This is a genomic window from Caenimonas soli, from assembly GCF_013155545.1.
In the GTDB taxonomy this organism is placed as follows: Bacteria; Pseudomonadota; Gammaproteobacteria; order Burkholderiales; family Burkholderiaceae_C; genus Ramlibacter; species Ramlibacter soli.
In genome coordinates this window covers 199846-220099 of record NZ_JABJVV010000001.1, presented here as the reverse complement: position 1 = coordinate 220099, position 20254 = coordinate 199846, and the positions used below count along the sequence as shown (strand labels likewise).

At 64.4% G+C, this 20254-nt stretch carries 18 protein-coding genes; 17 read left to right on the top strand and 1 reads right to left on the bottom strand.

The features are described from left to right. The first annotated feature begins 166 nt into the window (after window positions 1-166). From HNE04_RS01070 to HNE04_RS00990, 17 genes are all read left to right on the top strand, one after another. Entirely contained in the window at window positions 167-1795 is a 1629-nt protein-coding gene (locus HNE04_RS01070) for a 3-(methylthio)propionyl-CoA ligase (protein ID WP_172215958.1), read from the top strand. A gap of 129 nt (window positions 1796-1924) precedes the next feature. Next, window positions 1925-3166, top strand: a complete 1242-nt coding sequence (locus HNE04_RS01065; protein ID WP_172215956.1) for a branched-chain amino acid ABC transporter substrate-binding protein — start codon at window positions 1925-1927, stop codon at window positions 3164-3166. 87 nt (window positions 3167-3253) lie between these two features. Further along, window positions 3254-4201 (top strand): branched-chain amino acid ABC transporter permease, encoded by a 948-nt coding sequence (locus HNE04_RS01060; protein WP_172215954.1) that lies wholly within the window; start codon window positions 3254-3256, stop codon window positions 4199-4201. A gap of 4 nt (window positions 4202-4205) precedes the next feature. Continuing rightward, window positions 4206-5603 (top strand): branched-chain amino acid ABC transporter permease, encoded by a 1398-nt coding sequence (locus HNE04_RS01055; RefSeq protein ID WP_407926577.1) that lies wholly within the window; start codon window positions 4206-4208, stop codon window positions 5601-5603. After that, on the top strand, window positions 5600-6454 hold the full coding sequence (locus HNE04_RS01050; RefSeq protein ID WP_172215952.1) for an ABC transporter ATP-binding protein: 855 nt from the start codon (window positions 5600-5602) through the stop codon (window positions 6452-6454). The genes HNE04_RS01055 and HNE04_RS01050 overlap by 4 nt, the downstream gene beginning before the upstream one ends. A 1-nt stretch (window position 6455) precedes the next feature. Then, entirely contained in the window at window positions 6456-7151 is a 696-nt protein-coding gene (locus HNE04_RS01045; protein WP_172215950.1) for an ABC transporter ATP-binding protein, read from the top strand. Between the two features lie 148 nt (window positions 7152-7299). Beyond that, window positions 7300-9399, top strand: a complete 2100-nt coding sequence (locus HNE04_RS01040) for a 3-hydroxyacyl-CoA dehydrogenase NAD-binding domain-containing protein (RefSeq protein WP_172215948.1) — start codon at window positions 7300-7302, stop codon at window positions 9397-9399. Next, window positions 9395-10966 carry a M20 family peptidase gene (locus HNE04_RS01035; RefSeq protein WP_328700250.1) on the top strand — a complete coding sequence of 524 codons (1572 nt, stop codon included), beginning with the start codon at window positions 9395-9397 and terminating at the stop codon, window positions 10964-10966. The genes HNE04_RS01040 and HNE04_RS01035 overlap by 5 nt, the downstream gene beginning before the upstream one ends. A gap of 24 nt (window positions 10967-10990) precedes the next feature. Further along, window positions 10991-12166: an acetyl-CoA C-acyltransferase gene (locus HNE04_RS01030; protein ID WP_172215944.1), complete on the top strand. Its 1176-nt coding sequence runs from the start codon at window positions 10991-10993 to the stop codon at window positions 12164-12166. Window positions 12167-12180: 14 nt separating this feature from the next. Then, window positions 12181-14004, top strand: a complete 1824-nt coding sequence (locus HNE04_RS01025; RefSeq protein ID WP_172215942.1) for an acyl-CoA dehydrogenase — start codon at window positions 12181-12183, stop codon at window positions 14002-14004. Continuing rightward, a complete protein-coding gene (locus tag HNE04_RS01020) occupies window positions 14004-14207 on the top strand; it encodes a hypothetical protein (RefSeq protein ID WP_172215940.1) in 204 nt (67 codons plus the stop codon). The genes HNE04_RS01025 and HNE04_RS01020 overlap by 1 nt, the downstream gene beginning before the upstream one ends. Before the next feature lie 85 nt (window positions 14208-14292). Then, window positions 14293-15084, top strand: coding sequence for an SDR family oxidoreductase (locus tag HNE04_RS01015; protein ID WP_172215938.1), 792 nt, complete (start codon window positions 14293-14295; stop codon window positions 15082-15084). Between the two features lie 12 nt (window positions 15085-15096). Further along, window positions 15097-15525: a PaaI family thioesterase gene (locus tag HNE04_RS01010; RefSeq protein ID WP_172215936.1), complete on the top strand. Its 429-nt coding sequence runs from the start codon at window positions 15097-15099 to the stop codon at window positions 15523-15525. 9 nt (window positions 15526-15534) lie between these two features. After that, on the top strand, window positions 15535-16551 hold the full coding sequence (locus HNE04_RS01005) for an NADP-dependent oxidoreductase (protein WP_172215934.1): 1017 nt from the start codon (window positions 15535-15537) through the stop codon (window positions 16549-16551). A gap of 20 nt (window positions 16552-16571) precedes the next feature. Continuing rightward, window positions 16572-18212: an isovaleryl-CoA dehydrogenase gene (locus HNE04_RS01000; protein WP_172215932.1), complete on the top strand. Its 1641-nt coding sequence runs from the start codon at window positions 16572-16574 to the stop codon at window positions 18210-18212. 18 nt (window positions 18213-18230) lie between these two features. Continuing rightward, the gene (locus tag HNE04_RS00995; protein ID WP_172215930.1) at window positions 18231-19184 is read left to right on the top strand and encodes a glutathione S-transferase family protein; all 954 of its coding nucleotides are present in this window, start codon (window positions 18231-18233) and stop codon (window positions 19182-19184) included. Between the two features lie 18 nt (window positions 19185-19202). Continuing rightward, window positions 19203-19748, top strand: coding sequence for a methylated-DNA--[protein]-cysteine S-methyltransferase (locus tag HNE04_RS00990; protein ID WP_172215928.1), 546 nt, complete (start codon window positions 19203-19205; stop codon window positions 19746-19748). Here the strand turns inward: HNE04_RS00990 and HNE04_RS00985 are convergent. Then, the gene (locus HNE04_RS00985; protein WP_172215926.1) at window positions 19745-20242 is read right to left on the bottom strand and encodes a hypothetical protein; all 498 of its coding nucleotides are present in this window, start codon (window positions 20240-20242) and stop codon (window positions 19745-19747) included. The genes HNE04_RS00990 and HNE04_RS00985 overlap by 4 nt on opposite strands. Window positions 20243-20254 lie beyond the last annotated feature (12 nt).

The following is a 20254-nucleotide window of genomic DNA, read 5'->3' as shown; positions in this document are numbered from 1 at the left end:
GCATCCAAAGCGGCGGCGCAAGTGTTATGCGTGTCCGCCAGGCGACAGTTGTTGCGCGCGCGCCCGCGTTCGCCGAAACTTCCCCGCCCGCAGCAACCCTCTGTTGCCGGGCGGCGCAAGCCACTACGATAAGGAGCTACCGAGACATGCTTTCCAAGGAGTGCCCATGCTGGGTTTGATGCAAAGCCAACCGCTGTTGATTTCTTCCCTGATCGACTTCGCCGAGCGCCATCACGGCGACGCCGAAATCGTGTCGCGCCGCGTGGAGGGGGACATCCACCGCTACAACTGGCGAGGCGTGGCCGCCCGGGCACGGCAGGTGGCCAATGCGCTGGACGGGATGAACCTGCTGTTCTCCGACCGCGTCGCCACCCTGGCCTGGAACGGCTATCGCCACCTGGAAATCTACTTCGGCGTGAGCAGTTCGGGCCGCGTGCTGCACACCATCAATCCGCGGCTGCACCCGGACCAGATCGCCTGGATCGCCAACCACGCCGAGGACCAGGTGCTGTGTTTCGACATGAGCTTCCTGCCGCTGGTGCAGGCCGTGCATGCCCGCTGCCCCACCATCCGGCAATACGTCGCGCTGTGCGATGCGGACAAGCTGCCCACGGACAGCGGCATCCCCAACCTGGTGAGCTATGAATCCTGGGTCGGCGGACAGCCCACCACGTACGAGTGGCCGAGCTTCGACGAGAACTCGGCCTCGAGCATGTGCTACACCAGCGGCACGACCGGCAACCCCAAGGCGGCGCTTTACAGCCATCGCTCCACCATCCTGCACGCTTACGCCGCGGCCTTGCCCGACGTCATGTGCCTGTCGGCGCGCGACTCGGTTCTGCCAGTCGTGCCGATGTTCCACGTCAACGCCTGGGGCATCCCGTATTCGGCGGCGCTGGTGGGCGCCAAGCTGGTGTTCCCCGGACCGGCGCTGGACGGCAAGTCGGTGTATGAGCTGATCGAGGCCGAGAAAGTGAACTATGCGGCCGGCGTGCCCACGGTCTGGCAGATGCTGCTCGGCCATATGAAGCCCAACCAGCTGCGCTTCTCCACGCTCAAGCGCACGGTGATCGGCGGCTCGGCCTGTCCGCCGGCCATGATCAACGCCTTCCGCGAGGAATATGGCGTGGAGGTGCTGCACGCCTGGGGCATGACGGAGATGAGCCCGCTGGGCACCTTGTGCACGCTGAAGAACAAGCACCTCGCCATGCCCGCCGAGGAGCAGATGAAGATCCGCCTCAAGCAGGGCCGCGCGATCTGCGGTGTCGACATGAAGATAGTCGGCGAGGACGGCGGCGAGCTGCCCTGGGACGGCAGGACCCCTGGCGACCTGTACGTGAAGGGGCCCTGGATCGTTCGCGAATACTTCAAGGGCGAAGGCGGCGACCCGCTGGTCGACGGCTGGTTCCCGACCGGCGACGTGGCCAGCATCGACCCCGATGGCTACATGCAGATCACCGACCGCAGCAAGGACGTGATCAAGTCCGGCGGGGAATGGATCAGCTCGATCGAAGTGGAGAACATCGCCGTGGCGCATCCGGCAGTCGCCATGGCTGCGTGCATCGGCATGAAGCATCCGAAATGGGACGAGCGGCCCATCGTCGCGGTGGTCAAGAAACCCGGGGCCGACGTGTCGCGCGAAGAGCTGCTCAAGTTCTACGAGGGCAAGACCGCGAAATGGCAGATACCGGATGACGTGGTGTTCGTCGATGCGATCCCGCTGGGGGCCACCGGCAAGATGCTCAAGACCCGGCTGCGCGAAATGCTCAAGGACTACAAGCTGCCCACCACATGAGCTGATTGCGGGACCCATTTGCCCTGTCACATCCGCGATAGAAATGCCCCTGCCTTAGGGGCAATCCCTGAGCGTTGCGCTGCACAATAACTTGTACCCTGCGCGCTGTTGATCCACAAGGAGATGTCCATGAAATTTGCCATCAAGACAGTTGCTGTTTCCGCCCTGATCGCCGTGTCCGGCGTGGCCCTTGCGCAAAAGGGCGAAACCGTCCGCATAGCGTTCATGGACCCGCTGTCCGGCCCGTTCGCCAATGTCGGCCAGAACCAGCTCAAGAGCTGGCAGTTCATCGCCGAGCGCTATTCGGGCAAGAACCCGGCGGGCGTGAAGTTCGAAGTCGTGGGCTTCGACAACAAAGGCTCTCCGCAGGAAAGCCTCAATACCCTCAAGGCCGCCATCGACCAGGGCTTCCGCTACGTGACCCAGGGCAATGGCTCGGGCGCCGCCACCGCCATCCTGGACGCGGTTGCCAAGCACAACGAGCGCAACCCCGGCAAGGAAGTGCTGTACCTGAATTACGCTGCCGTGGATCCGGCCCTCACCAACGAGAAATGCGATTTCTGGCATTTCCGCCTGGATGCCGATACGAGCATGAAGATGGAAGCGCTGACCTCCTTCATGAAGGAGCAGCCGAAGGTGAGCAAGGTCTACCTGCTCAACCAGAACTACTCGCACGGCCAGCAGGTCGCCAAGTACTTCAAGGACGCGATCGCGCGCAAGCGCCCCGACGTGAAGGTGGTCGGTGAAGACCTGCACCCCATCGGCCAGGTCAAGGACTTCTCGCCCTACGTCGCCAAGATCAAGCAGTCCGGTGCCGACACCATTGTCACCGGCAACTGGGGCGCCGACCTCACGCTGCTGGTGAAGGCGCTGAACGATTCCGGCCTGAAGATCCCGATGTACACGTATTACGCCGGCGTGACCGGAACGCCCACGGCGCTGGCTGCCGGCGGCGACAGCGAGGTGTATGTCGTGGCCTACGCCCATGCCAACCACACCGGCGAGTTGGGCCAGATCGCCGCCGACTTCAAGAAGAAGTTCAACGACGACTACTACACCTTCGCCACCTACAACGGCATCCAGCTGCTGTCTTCCGCCATGACCAAGGCCAAGTCCACCAGCCCGGTGGCCGTGGCCAGGGCGATGGAAAACATGCAGTTCAAGAGCTTCGCCGGTGACGTGACGATGCGCGCCTCCGACCATCAGCTGCAGCAGAGCATGTTCATCACCAAGTGGCAGAAGGCCGACAAGAAATATCCGTACAGCGTGGAAAACACCGGCTACACCTTCGTGCCCATCAAGCAGATGGATCCGTATGTGTCCAGCACCCCCACCAGCTGCCAGATGAAGCGGCCCGCCAGCGCTTCCTGAGCGCGGGCCTCGATCAACGCCGGGTGACGCGTCAAGGCAGCCCGGCGTTTTTCTTTCCGCTTTTTTCCTGAATTGAACGGGTAAGCCATGGAGTTCTTCACCATCTCGCTCCTGAACGGCATCAGCTACGGGTTGCTGCTGTTCATGCTGAGTTCCGGCCTCACGCTGATCTTCAGCATGATGGGCGTGCTCAATTTCGCTCACGCCAGCTTCTACATGCTGGGCGCGTATTTCGCATACACGACCACGCAGCTGGTGGGTTACTGGCCCGCGCTGTTCGTCGCCCCGCTGCTGGTGGCGCTGCTTGGAGCGGGCTTCGAGAAGTACTGCCTGCGCCGTGTGCACAAGTTTGGCCACGTTCCCGAGCTCCTCATCACCTTTGGCCTGTCCTTCATCATCCTCGAGATGGTTCAGCTGGTCTGGGGCACGAGTTCTGCGGATTACCGCGTTCCCGTCGGCCTGGAAGGCCCGCTGTTCACGCTGTACGGCACCCAGTTCCCGGCTTACCGCGGCTTCATGATGCTGGTGGCGGTGCTGATGCTCATCGCGATCTGGTTGCTGCTCACGCGCACACGCATCGGCCTGGTAATCCAGGCTGCGCTCACCCACCCGGAAACCGTGGAGGCCCTCGGGCACAACGTGCCGCGCGTGTTCATGCTGGTCTTCGGCGGCGGCGCCGCGCTGGCCGGCCTGGCCGGCGTGATCGGGGGCAACGCCTTCGTCACGGAGCCCGGCATGGCGGCGACGGTGGGCTCCGTGATCTTCGTCGTCGTGGTCGTCGGTGGAATGGGATCGCTTTCGGGCGCGTTCGTCGCCTCGCTCCTGATTGGCATCATCCAGACCTTCGCCGTCGGCGTCGATAGCTCGCTCATGGGCGCAGCGTCGTCAGTGGGCCTGGACGTCACGGACAAGACCTTCGGCTACGCGCTGTGGAAGCTCAAGATCAGCCAGATCGCGCCCATCCTGCCTTACCTGTTCCTGGTGTTGATCCTGATTTTCCGGCCCAAGGGCCTGCTCGGCACGCGGGAGGGCTGAAACCATGAGTACCTTGACCGACACCCAGTCCACGCCGGCCGTCAGGGAGGCCGCCTCGCCGCTATCGCCTGCGTCCATGCCCACCGGCCTGCCATCAGCCATTCCGGCCATACCGCACGCCGGGTATTACCAGTTCAGGCCGTTCAATATCGGCCGGTGGGTCGTCTGGGGCCTGTTCGCCTTGATCCTGCTCGTGGCGCCGCTGGTGTTCACCAGCAGCCTTTCGCAGACGATGCTCACCCAGATGGGTGTTGCCATCATCGTCTGCCTCTCCTACAACATGCTGCTGGGGCAGGGCGGCATGCTCAGCTTCGGGCACGCCGTTTATTCGGGCCTGGGTTCGTTCCTGGCGATCCACACCCTCAACATGGTCGGCAAGGGCCTGCCGCTGCCGGTGAGCCTGATCCCCATCGTCGGCGGCCTGGCCGGCGTTGCTTTCGCGGTCTTGCTCGGCTGGGTGACCACCAAGAAGGCGGCGACGCCCTTCGCCATGATCACGCTGGGCATCGGCGAGCTGGTGTGGGCCATGTCGCTGATGTTCCCCGAGTTCTTCGGCGGGGAGGGCGGCATCTCGGGCAATCGCGTGACCGGGCCCAAGCCGTTCGGCATCACGTTCGGCCCGCAGATCCAGCTGTACTACCTGATTGCCGTGTACACCTTCATCTGCACCGGGCTGATGTACGCCTTCACGCGCACTCCGCTGGGCCGCATGCTCAATGCAGTGCGCGACAACCCGGAGCGGGTCGAGTTCGTGGGTTACGACACCCAGAAGGTGCGCTACATCGCCTTCATCATTGCGGCCTTCTTTGCCGGTATCTCAGGAGGTCTGGCAGCGCTGAACTTTGAGATCGTCACATCCGAGGTCGTGAGCGGCCCGCGCTCGGGCGCCTACCTGCTGTTCACCTTCCTCGGCGGCGCGACCTTCTTCTTCGGACCCATCATCGGCGCGATCCTGATGGTGCTGGCCTTCGTGCTGCTGTCCGAACTGACCAAGGCCTGGCTGTTGTACCTGGGCCTCGTGTTCCTCTTCATGGTGATGTACGCGCCCGGCGGCATTGCCAGCCTGATCATGATGAACCTGCGCGTGGCCGCCTTCGGCAGGCTCAAGGAACTGTGGGTGAGTTACCTGGCGCTGGCCGTGACGGCGCTGATCGTGCTGCTGGGGGCGGCCGGAATGATCGAGATGGTGTATCACCTAAAGCTCAATGCGGCACTCGGCCCCGAGCTGAAATTCCTGGGCGTGAACCTCAATGCCCACGGCGTCAACAGCTGGTTCGGCTGCGCCTTCGTCATGATCACCGGCTTGGGATTGTTCGAGCTGACACGCCGCCATTTCGTGCGGCAATGGGGCGACATCCAGGAGTTCATCGAGAAGGAAATGAAGCGGAGGGAGTCGCTATGAGCGCAGTGCCGGAAAGTATCGCAACGGCCGACAGTACGTTCGCAACGAGAACCGATGTGCCCGCGGCGAAGACCGCCGGCGCGCCGTCCTATGCGCTGGAGCTGAAAGAGCTGCGCAAAAGTTTCGGCAAGACCGAGATCATCCGCGGCGCCAGCCTGGCCGTGAATCCGGGTGAGCGCATCGCCGTGATCGGGCCCAACGGGGCGGGCAAATCGACGCTGTTCAACCTGATCAGCGGCCGCTTTGCCCCCACCAGTGGTGAAGTGCTGCTCAATGGCCACCGCATCGACGGCAAGAAGCCCTATGAGATCAATCGGATGGGCCTGTCGCGCAGCTTCCAGATCACCAACATCTTCCCCAAGCTGAGCGTGTTCGAGAACCTGCGCTGCGGCGTGCTCTGGAGCCTGGGCTACAAATACACGTTCTTGAAGTTCCTGGCGGATCTGGACGATGCCAACGAGCGCGCGGAGCAGTTGCTCGACATGATCAAGCTGCATCGCAAGCGCGACGTGCTGGCGATCAACCTGACGTACGCCGAACAGCGCGCGCTGGAGATCGGCATCACCATTGCGGGCGGCGCCAACGTGATCCTGTTGGACGAACCCACGGCCGGCATGAGCAAGAGCGAAACCCGGCGCTTCATCGAGCTGATCAAGGAAGTGACCGTGGGCAAGACGCTGTTGACCGTCGAGCACGACATGGGCGTCGTGTTCGGCCTGGCCGACAAGATCGCGGTGGTGGTGTACGGCGAGGTGATCGCCTTCGACAAGCCCGAAGCCGTGCGCGCCAACCAGCGCGTGCAGGAAGCCTATCTGGGATCACACGTGGCCGACGCACAGGTGGGACGCTAGCATGCTCAAGATCGAAAACCTTCACGCCTACTACGGCAAGAGCCACGTGCTGCACGGCGTCCAATTCGAGGTGGGCGAGGGCGAGATCGTCGCCCTGCTCGGACGAAACGGCTCCGGCCGCTCCACCACTGCCAAAGCCATCATGGGCATGGTGGATTGCACCGGCACCGTCGACTGGAAAGGCCAGCACACCCTGGGCAGAAAGCCCTACGAGATCGCTCACCTGGGCATTGGCTATGTGCCCGAGAACCGCGACATCTTCCCCAAGCTGACGGTGCACCAGAACCTCATGCTCGGCCAGAAGAGAGCGAACAGCTCGGGGCGCTGGTCGTTCGACGACATGTACCAGATGTTTCCCCGGCTCAAGGAGCGCCAGCACACCGAAGCCGGCGTGCTCTCGGGCGGTGAGCAGCAGATGCTGACCCTCTGCCGCACGCTGATGGGCGACCCTGACCTGATCATCATCGACGAGCCGACCGAAGGGCTGGCGCCGAAGATTGTCGAGCTGGTCGGCCAGTACCTGCAAAAGCTCAAGGAACGCGGCATCTCGGTCCTGCTCATCGAGCAGAAGCTCACGATCGCCATGGCAATCTCCGATCGCGCGCTGGTCATGGGCCATGGCAGCATCGTGTTTCAAGGAACGCCAGACAGCCTGCGCGCAGACGCCTATATTCGCAAGGAATGGCTCGAAGTCTGAAAGGCTGTCATCCCGGACTCGATCCGGGATCCACAGTGGCGGACGGCGCAACCCTTGTCGCTACCGAGACAAAGCCCATTGCACCGCAGCATATTCCCCCTACAATCAAAAACGAACGACCGTTCTTTTTCTTCCAGGAGCCTCCAGCATGACCGCTGATTACAAGGTCCACGGCGACGTGGCAGTGATTACGATGAACAACCCGCCCGTCAACGGGCTGGGTCACGCAACCCGCGTCGGGTTGACCACCGGCCTGGAAAAGGCCAACGCGGATTCGTCCGTCAAAGCCATCGTCATCACGGGCGCCGGCAAAGCGTTCTCGGGCGGCGCCGACATCAAGGAATTCGGTTCGCCCAAGGCGGTCGCCGAACCCAACCTGCTGTCCGTCATCCTGGCGCTCGAAGCTTCGTCCAAGCCGGTGATCGCCGCGATCCATTCCGTCTGCATGGGTGGCGGCCTGGAGCTGGCGCTCGGATGCCACTACCGCATCGCCGCACCGGGCACGCAGGTGGCCTTGCCCGAAGTGAAGCTGGGCCTGATTCCCGGCGCCGGCGGCACGCAGCGCCTGCCGCGCGTACTGGGCGTCGAGACCGCCTTGAACATGATCGTGAGCGGCGAGCCCGTCAAGAGCGAACTTCTGGCCCAGCAACCCGGCCAGAAGCTGTTCGACAAGATGGCTTCCTCGCCCGAGGCTCTGGCCGAAGAGGCGCTGGCCTTTGCCCGCTCGGTGGCCGACGCGCGTCCGCTGCCGCTGGTTCGCAACCTGCCTTCCAAGCATCCGCTGGGCGACGCGTACTTCCAGTTCGCGCGCAACATGGTCAAGGGCATGGCCAAGAATTTCCCGGCCCCCGTCAAGTGCGTAGATGCCGTGGAAGCTTCCACCAAGAAGAAGTTCGACGAAGGCATGGCCTTCGAGCGCGAGATCTTCACCAACCTGATGTTCACGCCCGAGAGCCGGGCCCTGCGCCACATCTTCATGGCCGAGCGCGCCGCATCGAAGATTCCCGACGTGCCGGAAGATACGCCCAAGCGCGAGATCAAGTCCGTGGCGGTGATCGGCGCGGGCACCATGGGTGGCGGCATCGCCATGAACTTCCTGAACGCCGGCATTCCCGTCAAGATCCTCGAGATGAAGCAGGACGCGCTGGACCGCGGCATAGCTACCATCAAGAAGAACTACGAGTCGCAGGTCAAGAGGGGCAAACTCAAGCAGGACAAGTACGACCAGCGCATGAGCCTGCTGTCCACCACGCTCGACTATGCCGACCTCAAGGACGCCGACCTCGTGATCGAGGCCGTGTTCGAGGAAATGGGCGTCAAGCAGAAGGTGTTCGAGAAGCTCGACGAAGTGATGAAGCCCGGCGCGATCCTGGCATCCAACACCTCCACGCTGGACGTGAACAAGATCGCCTCCTTCACCAAGCGCCCGCAAGACGTCGTGGGCCTGCACTTCTTCAGTCCGGCCAACGTGATGAAGCTGCTGGAAGTGGTGCGCGGCGCCAAGACCGGCAAGGACGTGATGGCCACCGTCATGGCCGTCGGCAAGAAGATCAAGAAGACCTCGGTGGTTTCCGGCGTGTGCGATGGCTTCATCGGCAACCGCATGATCGAGCAGTACAGCCGCCAGGCCGGCTTCCTGCTGGACGAGGGTGCCACGCCGCAGCAGGTGGATCGCGCGATCGAGAAATTCGGCTTCGCGATGGGCCCGTTCCGCATGGGTGACCTGGCCGGCAACGACATCGGCTGGGCGATCCGCAAGCGCCGTGCTGAAGAAAAGCCGAACATGCTGTACAGCCGCACCGCCGACAAGCTGTGCGAGCTGGGCCGCTTCGGCCAGAAGACCGGCGCAGGCTGGTACGACTACCAGGCCGGCAAGCGTGACGCCATCCCGTCGGATCTGGTCAACAAGATGATCGAGAACCACCGCAAGGAACTGGGCATCACGCCGCGCAAGATTTCCGACGAAGAGATCGTCCAGCGTCTGGTGTTCGCCCTGGTCAACGAAGGCGCGCACATCGTGGAAGAGGGCATTGCCTCCCGCCCGAGCGACATCGACATGGTTTACCTCACGGGCTACGGCTTCCCGATCCATCGCGGCGGCCCCATGCTCTACGCGGACCAGGTCGGCCTGTTCAACGTGGTCCAGGCCATGAAGCGCTTCCAGAAGAACCCGCGCGACGATGCCAAGTTCTGGGAGCCGGCACCGCTGCTGGCCCGCCTGGCGGCCGAAGGCAAGACCTTCAATTGACGTCTGGAAGGCTCCGCGAACGCGGAGCCGCCGGACGTCATCCCGGCGAAGGCCGGGATCCAGACATCAGATGATCAAGCGCTCTTTACTCGTCGTTCTCGCAATCGTGCTGCTGCTCGCGGCAGCTGTGGCCGTCAATACGCTTCGTCACGGCTCACGCCAGCTCGAAGTACCGCCGGCGCCCCCGCTGGCGGTGGACGAGCAGGGCGTGGCCGAACGCTTGTCGGGCGCGATCCGCTTCCAGACCATCGCCAGCCGCGACGATGCCGACGCCAACGCCGCCGAATTCCGCAAGCTGCATGAGTACCTGCAGCAGCGCTACCCGAAGGTCCACGGAGCCCTCAAGCGCGAAGTGGTGGGCGGCTACAGCCTGCTCTACACCTGGCCCGGCAGTGACGAAAAGGCCAAGCCGGTTCTGCTGATGGCGCACCAGGACGTGGTGCCGATCTCACCGGGTACCGAGGACAAATGGGAAGTCCGGCCGTTCTCGGGCGAGGTGAAAGGCGGCTACGTCTGGGGCCGCGGTTCCTGGGACGACAAGGGCAACCTGATCGCCCAGATGGAAGCCATCGAGATGTTGCTGGCCAGCGGCTTCAAGCCGCGCCAGACCATCATGCTTGCCTATGGCCACGATGAAGAGGTGAGCGGCCAGCGCGGTGCGGTGCAGATCGCCAAGCTGCTGCAGGACCGCAACATCAAGCTCGACTTCGTGCTCGACGAGGGCTTGCTCATTACCGACGGCATCATGCCGGGCCTGGCCAAGCCGGCCGCGCTGATCGGCATCGCAGAGAAGGGTTTCTTGTCGGTGGTGCTGAAGATTCCGGCCACACCGGGCCATTCATCCATGCCACCTCCCAAGGGAACCAGCGCCATCGGCATGATGAGCGCGGCCCTGCGCCGACTCGACGACGAGCAACTGCCCGCCGGCATCCGAGGCGTGGCCCGCGAAATGTTCGAGACCGCGGCGCCCGAGATGTCGGGCTTCGGCCGCGTGGCGCTGTCGAATCTGTGGCTATTCGGCCCGCTGGTGCAGGCGCAGCTGGAAAAGGGCGCCAGCACGAATGCGATGCTGCGGACCACCACGGCCCTGACGGTAGTGAAGGCCGGCAATGCGGAGAACGTGATCCCCGGCATGGCCGAGGCCACGGTGAACTTCCGCATGCTGCCGGGCGACACCATCGCCAGCGTGACGGAACACGTGAAGAACAAGGCAGGCAGCGAACGGTTCGAGTTGATCGCACTGCCGGGGGCGTCCGAAGCTTCTCCGGTTTCACCCACGCAATCGAGCTCCTACCAGCTGATCAACCGCACCATGCGCTCGCTGTTTCCCGACGTCATCGTGGCCCCGGGCCTGATGGTCGCCGCGACCGATTCGCGCCATTTCACCGGCGTCAGCGACCACATCTACCGCTTCTCCCCGGTGCGCGCCAAGCCCGAGGACCTGGCGCGCTTCCACGGCACCAACGAGCGCATCGCCACCAGTAACCTCGCCGAACTGGTGCGCTTTTATCACCAGCTGCTGCGCAACACCGCAGCGGCTCCGGCAACGACTTCCACATCTCCGTAGATTGTCCCTAGAAAGGCCCATGCCATGTCCAAAGCAGTTATCGTTTCCACCGCCCGCACGCCCCTGGCCAAGAGCTGGAAGGGTTCTTTCAACATGACCCATGGCGCCACCCTGGGCGGCCATGCCGTCAGGCACGCGATCCAGCGCGCCGGCATCGACGCTGCTGCCGTGGAAGACGTGATCATGGGCTGTGCCAACCCCGAAGGCGCCACGGGCGCCAACATCGCCCGCCAGATCGCCATCATGGCCGGCATGCCTGTCACCGTCTCCGGCGTCACCGTGAACCGTTTCTGCTCCTCCGGGCTGCAGACCATCGCCCTGGCAGCCCAGCGCGTGATCGCCGGCGAAGGCGATGTGTACGTGGCCGGCGGCGTGGAGAGCATCTCCTGCGTGCAGCAGGAAATGAACACCCACATGATGGTCGACCCCGAGCTGAACAAGATCAAGCCCGAAATCTACTGGTCGATGCTGCAAACGGCCGAGCAAGTCGCCAAGCGCTACAACATCGGCCGCGACGTGATGGACGAATACGGCGCGGCCAGCCAGCAGAAGGCCTGCGCAGCACAAGCGGAAGGCCGCTTCGACGCCGAGATCGCACCGATCACCGTCAAGGCCGGCGTGGCCGACCCGGTGATGGGCCTGCGCACCAAGGAAGTCACCGTCAGTAAGGACGAAGGCACCCGCGAAGGCACGACCAAGGAAAGCATCAGCGGCATCAAGCCCGCGCTGCCCGGTGGCGTCATTGCCGCCGGCAATGCCAGCCAGTTCTCCGACGGCGCCGGCGCCTGCGTGGTGGTGAGCGAGGAGTACGCCAGCAAGCACAACCTCAAGCCCCTGGGCCGTTTCCTGGGCTTCGCGGTAGCGGGTTGCGAGCCCGACGAAATGGGCATCGGTCCGGTCTTCGCCGTGCCCAAGGTCCTGAAGAAGCTGGGCCTGACCGTCAACGACATCGACCTGTGGGAACTGAACGAAGCCTTCGCCGTGCAGGTGATCTACTGCCGCGACAAGCTGGGCATCTCCAACGACCGCCTGAACGTCAATGGCGGCGCCATCGCCCTGGGCCATCCCTACGGCGTGTCAGGCCAGCGCCTGACCGGCCATGCCCTCATCGAAGGCAAGCGCCGCGGCGCCAAGCGCGTGGGCGTGACCATGTGCATCGGCGGCGGCATGGGCGCTGCCGGCATCTTCGAAGTCTTGTAATCACAACCTCCACCATGAGCCTTCGTCCAACACTTGATTTCCTGCTGTACGACTGGCTCAAGGCGCAGGAGCTGACGGCTCGAAAGCGTTTCGCCGATCATTCGCGCGAAACCTTCGATGCCGTGTTCGACACCTGCGAGCGGATCGCGCGCGAGAAATACGCGCCGCACAACCGCACGCTGGACATCGAAGAGCCGCGCTTCGACGGCGAGAAGGTGATCCTGCCGCAGGTCACGCACGACGCCCACAAGGCCTATGCCGAGTCGGGAATGCTCAGCGCGGCGCAGGACTATGAAATCGGCGGCATGCAACTGCCGTACACGATCGAGGCTGCCGCCAATTCCTTCTTTGCGCTGGCCTCGGTCAGCATGGGCTCGGGCCTGCTCACGGTTGGCAATGCCAATCTGCTGATGGTGCACGGCACCGAGATGCAGAAGAAGGTGTTTGCGCTCAACGAATTCTCGGGCCGCTGGTCGGGCACCATGTGCCTGTCCGAGCCGCAAGCTGGTTCGTCGCTGTCTGATGTCGTGACCCGCGCGGTGCCCGATGGCCAAGACTTCGAAAGCGATCCGCTTGGTGCGCGCTACCGCATCAGGGGCAACAAGATGTGGATCTCGGCAGGCGAGCACGAGCTCACCGAGAACATCATTCACCTGGTGCTCGCGAAGATCCCCGGACCGGACGGCAAGCTGATTCCTGGCACCAAGGGCATCTCGCTCTTCATCGTGCCCAAGAAACTGGTGAACGCCCAGGGCGAGCTCACTGGCCACCGCAACGACGTGGCGCTGGCCGGCCTGAATCACAAGCTGGGCTGGCGCGGCACGACCAATACGCTGCTCAACTTCGGTGAAGGCAAGTTCCCCATCGAAGGTGAAGCAGGGGCGGTGGGTTATCTCGTGGGTCGTCCCCACGAGGGCCTGCGCTGCATGTTCCACATGATGAATGAAGCGCGGATCGGCGTCGGCACGGCGGCCGTGATGCTCGGCATGGCCGGTTACTACGCGTCCCTCGACTACGCGAAGAACCGCCCGCAGGGCCGACCGGTGGGCCCCGCCGGCAAGGACCCGGCCCAGCCGCAGGTGCGCATCATCGAACATGCCGACGTGAAGCGAATGCTCCTGGCGCAGAAGTCCTATTGCGAAGGCGCACTGGCGCTGGAGCTCTACTGCGCGCGGCTGGTGGATGAGCAACACACCGCCGAACCCAAGACCGCCGACGAGGCCCGCCTGCTGCTGGAAGTACTGACGCCGATCGCCAAGAGCTGGCCGAGCGAGTGGTGCCTGGAGGCCAACTCGCTGGCGATCCAGATCCATGGCGGCTACGGCTACACCCGCGATTTTCCGGTGGAGCAGTACTGGCGCGACAACCGCCTGAACATGATCCACGAGGGCACACACGGCATCCAGGCGGCGGATCTGCTGGGCCGTAAGGTGCTGATGGAAGGCGGCCGGGGGCTGCAGCTGCTCGCCGGACGTGTCAACGCCACCATAGAACGCGCCATCCAGCGGCCCGAACTTGCCGCGCACGCCAGCGCGTTGGGTAAAGCCTTGCAACAGGTAGGCGCGGCGACCAAGGCGGCCTGGGCTACCGGCGATCCGGGCGAGGCCCTGGCCAACGCAGTGCCCTATATGCAGGCCTTCGGCCACATGGTGCTGGCCTGGATCTGGCTGGACGTGGCGCTGGCGATCCCGCCCGAGAACCGCCAGCCGCCTCACGTCGGCCGCCTGGCCGCCACGCGCTACTTCTATCACTACGAATTGCCCAAGATCGGCGCCTGGCTGGGCGTCGTCGCCAACCGCGATCCGACCTGCGCGCAAATGCCCGAGGAGGCTTTTTGATGGCCTCGGCAAAGACCTTGGCGCGGATCGAGCGCCTTATCTGGATCCTGATCTACGGCGGCCTGTTTACCTTGGTCCTGGGCTTGGCGACTTTGTCGCGCGCGCCCGCCACCGCCTGGTCGCTCATCGTGCTGGGCGGCTGCGTTGCGGCAGTGGGCGTCGTGTTGATCTGGGTTCGCTCGCGGCTCGACCAAGCCGCTTGAGGCACAGGGGCATATCGCTGTTGGGACACACAAAGCCCGGCGGCAATCGCACAATGGGCAAAGCACAATCTACAAGGAAAGACGAATGACACGCACCGTTTCGCAACTGTTCGACCTCAAGGGCAAGACCGCACTCGTCACCGGTGGCTCCCGTGGGCTGGGCCTGCAGATGGCCCACGCACTGGGCGAGGCCGGCGCGCGAATCATGCTGACTTCGCGCAAGGCCGGCGACCTGGAAGAAGCCACGGCCGAGCTGCAGGCCGCGGGCATCGACGCCCGCTGGATCGCCGCGGACTGCGCCAAGGAAGAAGAAATCCGCCGGCTCGCCGAAGAAACCTTGACCCGTATGGGCGACGTGGACATCCTGGTCAACAACGCGGGCGCTGCCTGGGGTGCTCCCGCCGAAGACCACCCGGTCGAAGCCTGGGACAAGTTGATGAACCTGAACGTGCGCGGCTATTTCATCTTGTCGCAGCACATCGCCAAGCGCAGCATGATCCCGAAAAAGTCCGGGCGCATCGTCAACATCGCTTCCATCGCCGGCCTGGGCGGCAACCCGCCCGAGATGACCATGCTGGCCTACAACACCTCCAAGGGCGCCGTGATCAGCTTCACCGAGGCCCTGGGCTGCGAATGGGGCAAGTACAACATCACGGTCAACGCGATCTGCCCGGGATTCTTTCCGAGCAAGATGACGCAGTCCACGCTCGACCGCCTGGGCGAGGACAAACTGGCTGCGCACGCGCCTCTCAAGCGCCTGGGCGACGACGAGGACCTCAAGGGGATCACGCTGCTGTTCGCGTCCGACGCCGGCAAGCACATCACCGGCCAATGGCTGGCGGTCGACGGCGGCGTGAGCGTCATTACCGGCGGTTGAGCCGAGAAGCACATGAAATTCGGCGTAGACATTCCCTTTGTCCATCACCTGGGCTTCGAACTCATCCTGTTCGAGGGCGGTCACTCTGAGATTCACTTTGAAACCCAGCCCGAGCATCTGAACTCGTTCGCGGTGACCCACGGCGGCGCCTGCATGACCTTGCTGGACGTGGCGATGGCCGTGGCCGCGCGCAGCGTCGACAAGGAGATGGGCGTGGTCACCATCGAAATGAAGACCAGCTTCATGCAGCCGGCGCGCGGCAAGCTCAGCGGCAAGGGCCACCTGATGCATCGCACCGCGAGCATGGCTTTCACCGAAGCCACCATCTACGACAGCGAAGGCCGCGCCTGTGCGCACGCCACCGGCACCTTCAAGTATGTCAAGCGCCTGCCCGCCGGGGCGAAAAGCGCGAACGCGCTCAATGTCATTTCCACCGATTAGGAACCCGTCATGCCACAGAACAAGCAGATCCACCTGGACAGCCGCCCGCAGGGCGAAGCCGCCGCGACCAACTTCAAGCTGGTCACCGGCGAAACGCCGCCCCTTCAGGACGGCCAGGTCCTGGTTCGCCACCATTTTCTGAGCCTGGACCCGTACATGCGCGGGCGCATGAACGACGCCAAGAGCTACGCCGTGCCCCAGCCGCTGGGCGAGGTCATGGGCGGCGGCACGGCCGGCGAGGTGGTGGAGAGCCGCTCGCCCAAGTACCAGGTCGGCGACAAGGTGGTGGGCATGGGCGGCTGGCAGGAATACAGCGTCGTTAACGTGGATCAACCCGGCGCGCTGCGCAAGGTGGACACCACGCATGTCCCGCTCTCGCACTACCTGGGCGCGGTCGGCATGCCCGGCGTCACGGCGTGGTATGGCCTCGTCAAGATCATCGAGCCCAAGGCGGGCCAGACCATGGTGGTCAGCGCTGCCGCCGGCGCAGTGGGAAGCGCATTCGGCGCGTTGGCAAAAGCGCGCGGTTGCCGTGCCGTGGGGATTGCGGGCGGCGCCGACAAATGCAAGTACGTCACGGACGAACTCGGCTTCGATGCCTGCATCGACTACAAGGAGCACAAGGACGCCGCGTCGCTGTCCAAGGCGCTCAAGGAAGCCTGTCCGGATGGCGTAGACGGCTACTTCGAGAACGTAGGCGGAATGGTGCTGGACGCCGTGATGATGCGCATGAATGCCTTCGGCCGCATCGCCTTGTGCGGAATGATCGCGGGCTACGATGGCCAGCCGGTGCCGATGACCTACCCCCAACTGCTGCTCACCAATCGCATCAAGCTGCAGGGTTTCATCGTTAGCGAACACATGGAAGTGTGGCCCGAGGCACTGAAGGAGTTGGGCACCTTGGTCGCCACCGGCAAGCTGAAGCCCCGCGAATCCGTCGCCCAGGGCATCGCATCGGCGCCCGAGGCCTTCCTGGGCCTGCTCAAGGGCAAGAACTTCGGCAAGCAGCTGGTCAAACTGACCTGAATTCCGTATGGAGGGCCCGCATGGACGTTACGCACGAGGTCGTCAACCAGCCGGAGCCGCTGGCGGACTACAACCTGTTCGAAGGCAACCAGGGCCTGCGCGCCGCGTTGAAGCTGAACGCACCGGACCTGGATACCGCTGAACTGGCCGCGCTCGGCGCCAGCCTCGGCAGTTCGGAAATGCAGACACACGCGCGGCTCGCCAACACACACCCGCCGCAACTGCACAGCCACGACCGGTTCGGTCGGCGCGTGGACCAGGTCGAATTTCACCCCAGCTATCACGCACTGATGGCAGCGGCCACCGGGGCGGGACTGCATGGAACACCCTGGGCGCGCAAAGGTCCGTCCCCGCACGTCGCGCGCGCCGCCGCCTTCATGCTCTTCACCGAGCTCGAGCCGTCGGTCCTGTGCCCGATCTCCATGACCTACGCGGTCACCCCTGCACTGCGCGGCAATGCGGCGATCTATGCCGACTGGGGACCCAAACTCGCCAACCGCAGCTACGACCCGGCGCTGAAGCTCTGGCGCGACAAAGCCGGCTTGACCATGGGCATGGGCATGACGGAGAAGCAGGGCGGATCCGACGTTCGTGCCAACACCACGCAGGCAGCGGCTGACGGACAGGACGGCTGGGGCCAGCGCTTTCTGGTCACCGGACACAAATGGTTCTTCTCTGCACCCATGTGCGACGGCTTCCTGATCCTGGCCCAGGCGCCCGCGGGGCTGACCTGCTTCTTCCTGCCACGGGTGTTGCCGGACGGCTCGCTCAATGCCATCCGCATCCAGCGGTTGAAGGACAAGCTGGGCAACAAGGCCAATGCCAGCTCCGAGGTCGAGTTCCATCAAGCGCAGGCCTGGCTGGTGGGAGACGAAGGGCGGGGCATTCCCCAGATCCTCGAGATGGGCACCATGACTCGCCTGGACTGCGCGCTGGGTACCAGCGGCTTGATGCGCCAGGCCCTGTCCATTGCCCTGAACCACACGGCCCAGCGCCAGGCTTTCGGCAAGCGGCTGATCGATCAGCCCTTGATGCGCAATGTGCTGGCGGACCTGGCCCTGGAGTCCGAGGCTGCGACGATGCTCGCGATACGCCTGGCGCGCGCTTTTGACCGTGCCGGCGATGCGCACGAATCGGTGATGGCGCGCCTGCTCACGCCGATCGCCAAGTTCTGGATCTGCAAGCGCGGCTCGCATTTCGCGCAGGAGGCGATGGAATGCCTGGGCGGCAACGGCTACGTGGAGGAGGGCGGGGAAGGCATCATGGCCCGCATCTATCGCGAGATGCCGCTCAATTCGATCTGGGAAGGCGCCGGCAACATCATGGCGCTGGACCTCTTGCGCGCGCTGCGCAAGGCCGACGTGGCTGCCGCACTGGCCCATGAGCTGGCGCCGGCGAAAGGCGCTCATCCGGCACTGGACCGCCTGGTCGCCGCACTGCCGGCACGGGTGGAAGAAATGGCCAGCGAGCTCGAGGCGCGCCGCCTCGCACAGGACGTCGCGCTGGCCGTGCAGGCCGCCTTGCTGTACCAGGCCGCTCCCAGCGCGGTGTTCGCGGCCTTCTGCGATTCCCGGCTCGCGGGCAACTGGGGCCAGGCTTTCGGCACGTTGGGCGCGGGCACCGATTTCGATACCATCATCACGCGAGCCATGCCGCGCTGAACAACAAAAGGAAGAACGATGCCCGACCTGATCCTGCACCACTACCCCAGTTCGCCGTTCTCCGAGAAGATCCGCCTGGCCCTGGGCTACAAGAAGCTGGCCTGGAAATCGGTGATCATCCCGGCCATCATGCCCAAGCCGGATGTGCTGGCGCTCACCGGCGGCTACCGCAAGACGCCTTTCCTGCAGGTCGGCGCCGACATTTACTGCGACAGCGCCCTCATCTGCGACGTGCTGGAGCATGTCCAGGCCGAGCCCCCGCTCTATCCGCCGCATCTCAAGGGCGTCGCGCGCGTGTTCGCCCAGTGGGCAGACACCACCCTCTTCTGGGCGGCCATGGCGTATAACCTGCAGCCCAAGGGAGCGGCCCACGTCTTCGCCAAAGCGCCACCGGAAGCGGCCAAGGCATTCGGCGAGGACCGCAAGGCGATGAGCAGCAACATGGTGCGGCTACGCCCAGGCGACGCGACGTCAGCCTACCGCTCCTACCTGCGGCGCATTGCCCACATGGCCGAAGAACACGACTACCTGTTCGGAACCGACCCCTGCGTCGCCGACTTCGCCGCTTATCACGGGCTCTGGTACACACGCGCGCAGGTCCCTTTGATGGCCGACATCCTGAATGCGACGCCCGCTGTGGGCGAATGGATGGATCGCATGGCAGCCATCGGCCACGGGGCCATGGACAAGTTCGGCTCCGCCGATGCGATCACGGTGGCAAAGGCTGCGGAGCCCATGCCTGCGGGCCAGAACCTGCTGATCGACAGCGCGTTCCAGGACGACCATGGCATCCCGCTGGGCAGCGCTGTGTCCATCACCGCTGAGACATTCGGTCCGGAGCCCACCCAAGGTGTGCTGATCGCGGCCACCCGCACCCACTACTCGCTGCAGCGCGAGGATCCTCGCGTGGGCACCGTCCATGTGCACTTCCCGCGCATCGGCTACGTGCTGCGCAAGGCCGAAGGCGCCTGACCGCGGCCAGGCTTGCATATGGGGCCGGATTCCGGTTTCTGCCTGTTCGGGACAGCCCTCGGCGCCTGCGGCATTGCCTGGAACGTGCATGCCCTGCTGGGCGTGCAATTGCCCGAAGGGGACGAAGCCGCCTGCCGGGCGCGCATGCGCCGGCGCTTCCCGCTCCTGCCTGAAACCGCTGCGCCCGGCTGGGTGCAGGCGGCCATGGTTCGAATCCAGGCGCTCCTTGCCGGGCAGCCCGACGACCTGGCCGACATTCCGCTGGATATGGAAAACATTCCGCCGTTCCACCAGCGTGTCTATGAGATCACCCGTGCCATTCCGCCGGGCCGCACGATGACCTACGGCGAGGTGGCGCAGCAACTGGGTGAACCGGGGGCGGCGCGGGCGGTGGGGCAGGCTTTGGGCCGCAATCCATTTGCGCCGGTGATCCCCTGCCATCGTGTGCTGGCTGCCCATAGTGGCGCGGGCGGCTTCTCGGCAGAAGGCGGTGTGGCCACTAAATTGCGCATGCTGCAGATCGAGAAGGCCCAGCTTGGCCCCGAGCCAGGCTTGTTCGACTAGCGGCTGTGCCGAAAAGCCCGCCACCAGCCACGCACCTGGGCTTTCCTGCCTGCCACTGCGCGCCATAGGGCCGAAGCCCGAACCTGGGCAATGACGCCGTCCTTCCAGGTTTTCCAGCGCGGGTACCAGCGGGCAAACCAGGGCAGCCGCATCAACGCCGGCTGCGTCAACGTGAAGAGGCGCGCCAGCACTGCGGTTCCCAGGATCTTGGCTGCGAGCAAGACGCCGAGACCCAGCAGGGCGTGGCCCTTGCCGAGCAGGAACAGCGCCAACAGCTTGACCGGCAGCAGCGCCAGCGCCGGTGTCGCGAAGACCGCCAAAGCGGCCCACGGAGGAAGAGCCGCAACGTGACGCTCCACCCACGCCAGGAACGGCAAGCGGGCGAGCCTTGCCAACAGGGCCGCCAGCGGCTCCCAGCCCCATTCCTCGAACAGCAGAACGAGTGCGATCAGCGGCGTGAGGGCGAGGCGCAATGCGCGCCGCAGCAAGGGCATGCGCCGCAGTGT

Bases quoted from the DNA above. Each gene is read 5' to 3' on its own strand.
- HNE04_RS01070 (WP_172215958.1), top strand. From the start codon at position 167: ATGCTGGGTTTGATGCAAAGCCAACCGCTGTTGATTTCTTCCCTGATC.
- HNE04_RS01065 (WP_172215956.1), top strand. From the start codon at position 1,925: ATGAAATTTGCCATCAAGACAGTTGCTGTTTCCGCCCTGATCGCCGTG.
- HNE04_RS01060 (WP_172215954.1), top strand. From the start codon at position 3,254: ATGGAGTTCTTCACCATCTCGCTCCTGAACGGCATCAGCTACGGGTTG.
- HNE04_RS01055 (WP_407926577.1), top strand. From the start codon at position 4,206: ATGAGTACCTTGACCGACACCCAGTCCACGCCGGCCGTCAGGGAGGCC.
- HNE04_RS01050 (WP_172215952.1), top strand. From the start codon at position 5,600: ATGAGCGCAGTGCCGGAAAGTATCGCAACGGCCGACAGTACGTTCGCA.
- HNE04_RS01045 (WP_172215950.1), top strand. From the start codon at position 6,456: ATGCTCAAGATCGAAAACCTTCACGCCTACTACGGCAAGAGCCACGTG.
- HNE04_RS01040 (WP_172215948.1), top strand. From the start codon at position 7,300: ATGACCGCTGATTACAAGGTCCACGGCGACGTGGCAGTGATTACGATG.
- HNE04_RS01030 (WP_172215944.1), top strand. From the start codon at position 10,991: ATGTCCAAAGCAGTTATCGTTTCCACCGCCCGCACGCCCCTGGCCAAG.
- HNE04_RS01025 (WP_172215942.1), top strand. From the start codon at position 12,181: ATGAGCCTTCGTCCAACACTTGATTTCCTGCTGTACGACTGGCTCAAG.
- HNE04_RS01020 (WP_172215940.1), top strand. From the start codon at position 14,004: ATGGCCTCGGCAAAGACCTTGGCGCGGATCGAGCGCCTTATCTGGATC.
- HNE04_RS01015 (WP_172215938.1), top strand. From the start codon at position 14,293: ATGACACGCACCGTTTCGCAACTGTTCGACCTCAAGGGCAAGACCGCA.
- HNE04_RS01010 (WP_172215936.1), top strand. From the start codon at position 15,097: ATGAAATTCGGCGTAGACATTCCCTTTGTCCATCACCTGGGCTTCGAA.
- HNE04_RS01005 (WP_172215934.1), top strand. From the start codon at position 15,535: ATGCCACAGAACAAGCAGATCCACCTGGACAGCCGCCCGCAGGGCGAA.
- HNE04_RS01000 (WP_172215932.1), top strand. From the start codon at position 16,572: ATGGACGTTACGCACGAGGTCGTCAACCAGCCGGAGCCGCTGGCGGAC.
- HNE04_RS00995 (WP_172215930.1), top strand. From the start codon at position 18,231: ATGCCCGACCTGATCCTGCACCACTACCCCAGTTCGCCGTTCTCCGAG.
- HNE04_RS00990 (WP_172215928.1), top strand. From the start codon at position 19,203: ATGGGGCCGGATTCCGGTTTCTGCCTGTTCGGGACAGCCCTCGGCGCC.
- HNE04_RS00985 (WP_172215926.1), bottom strand. From the start codon at position 20,242: ATGCCCTTGCTGCGGCGCGCATTGCGCCTCGCCCTCACGCCGCTGATC.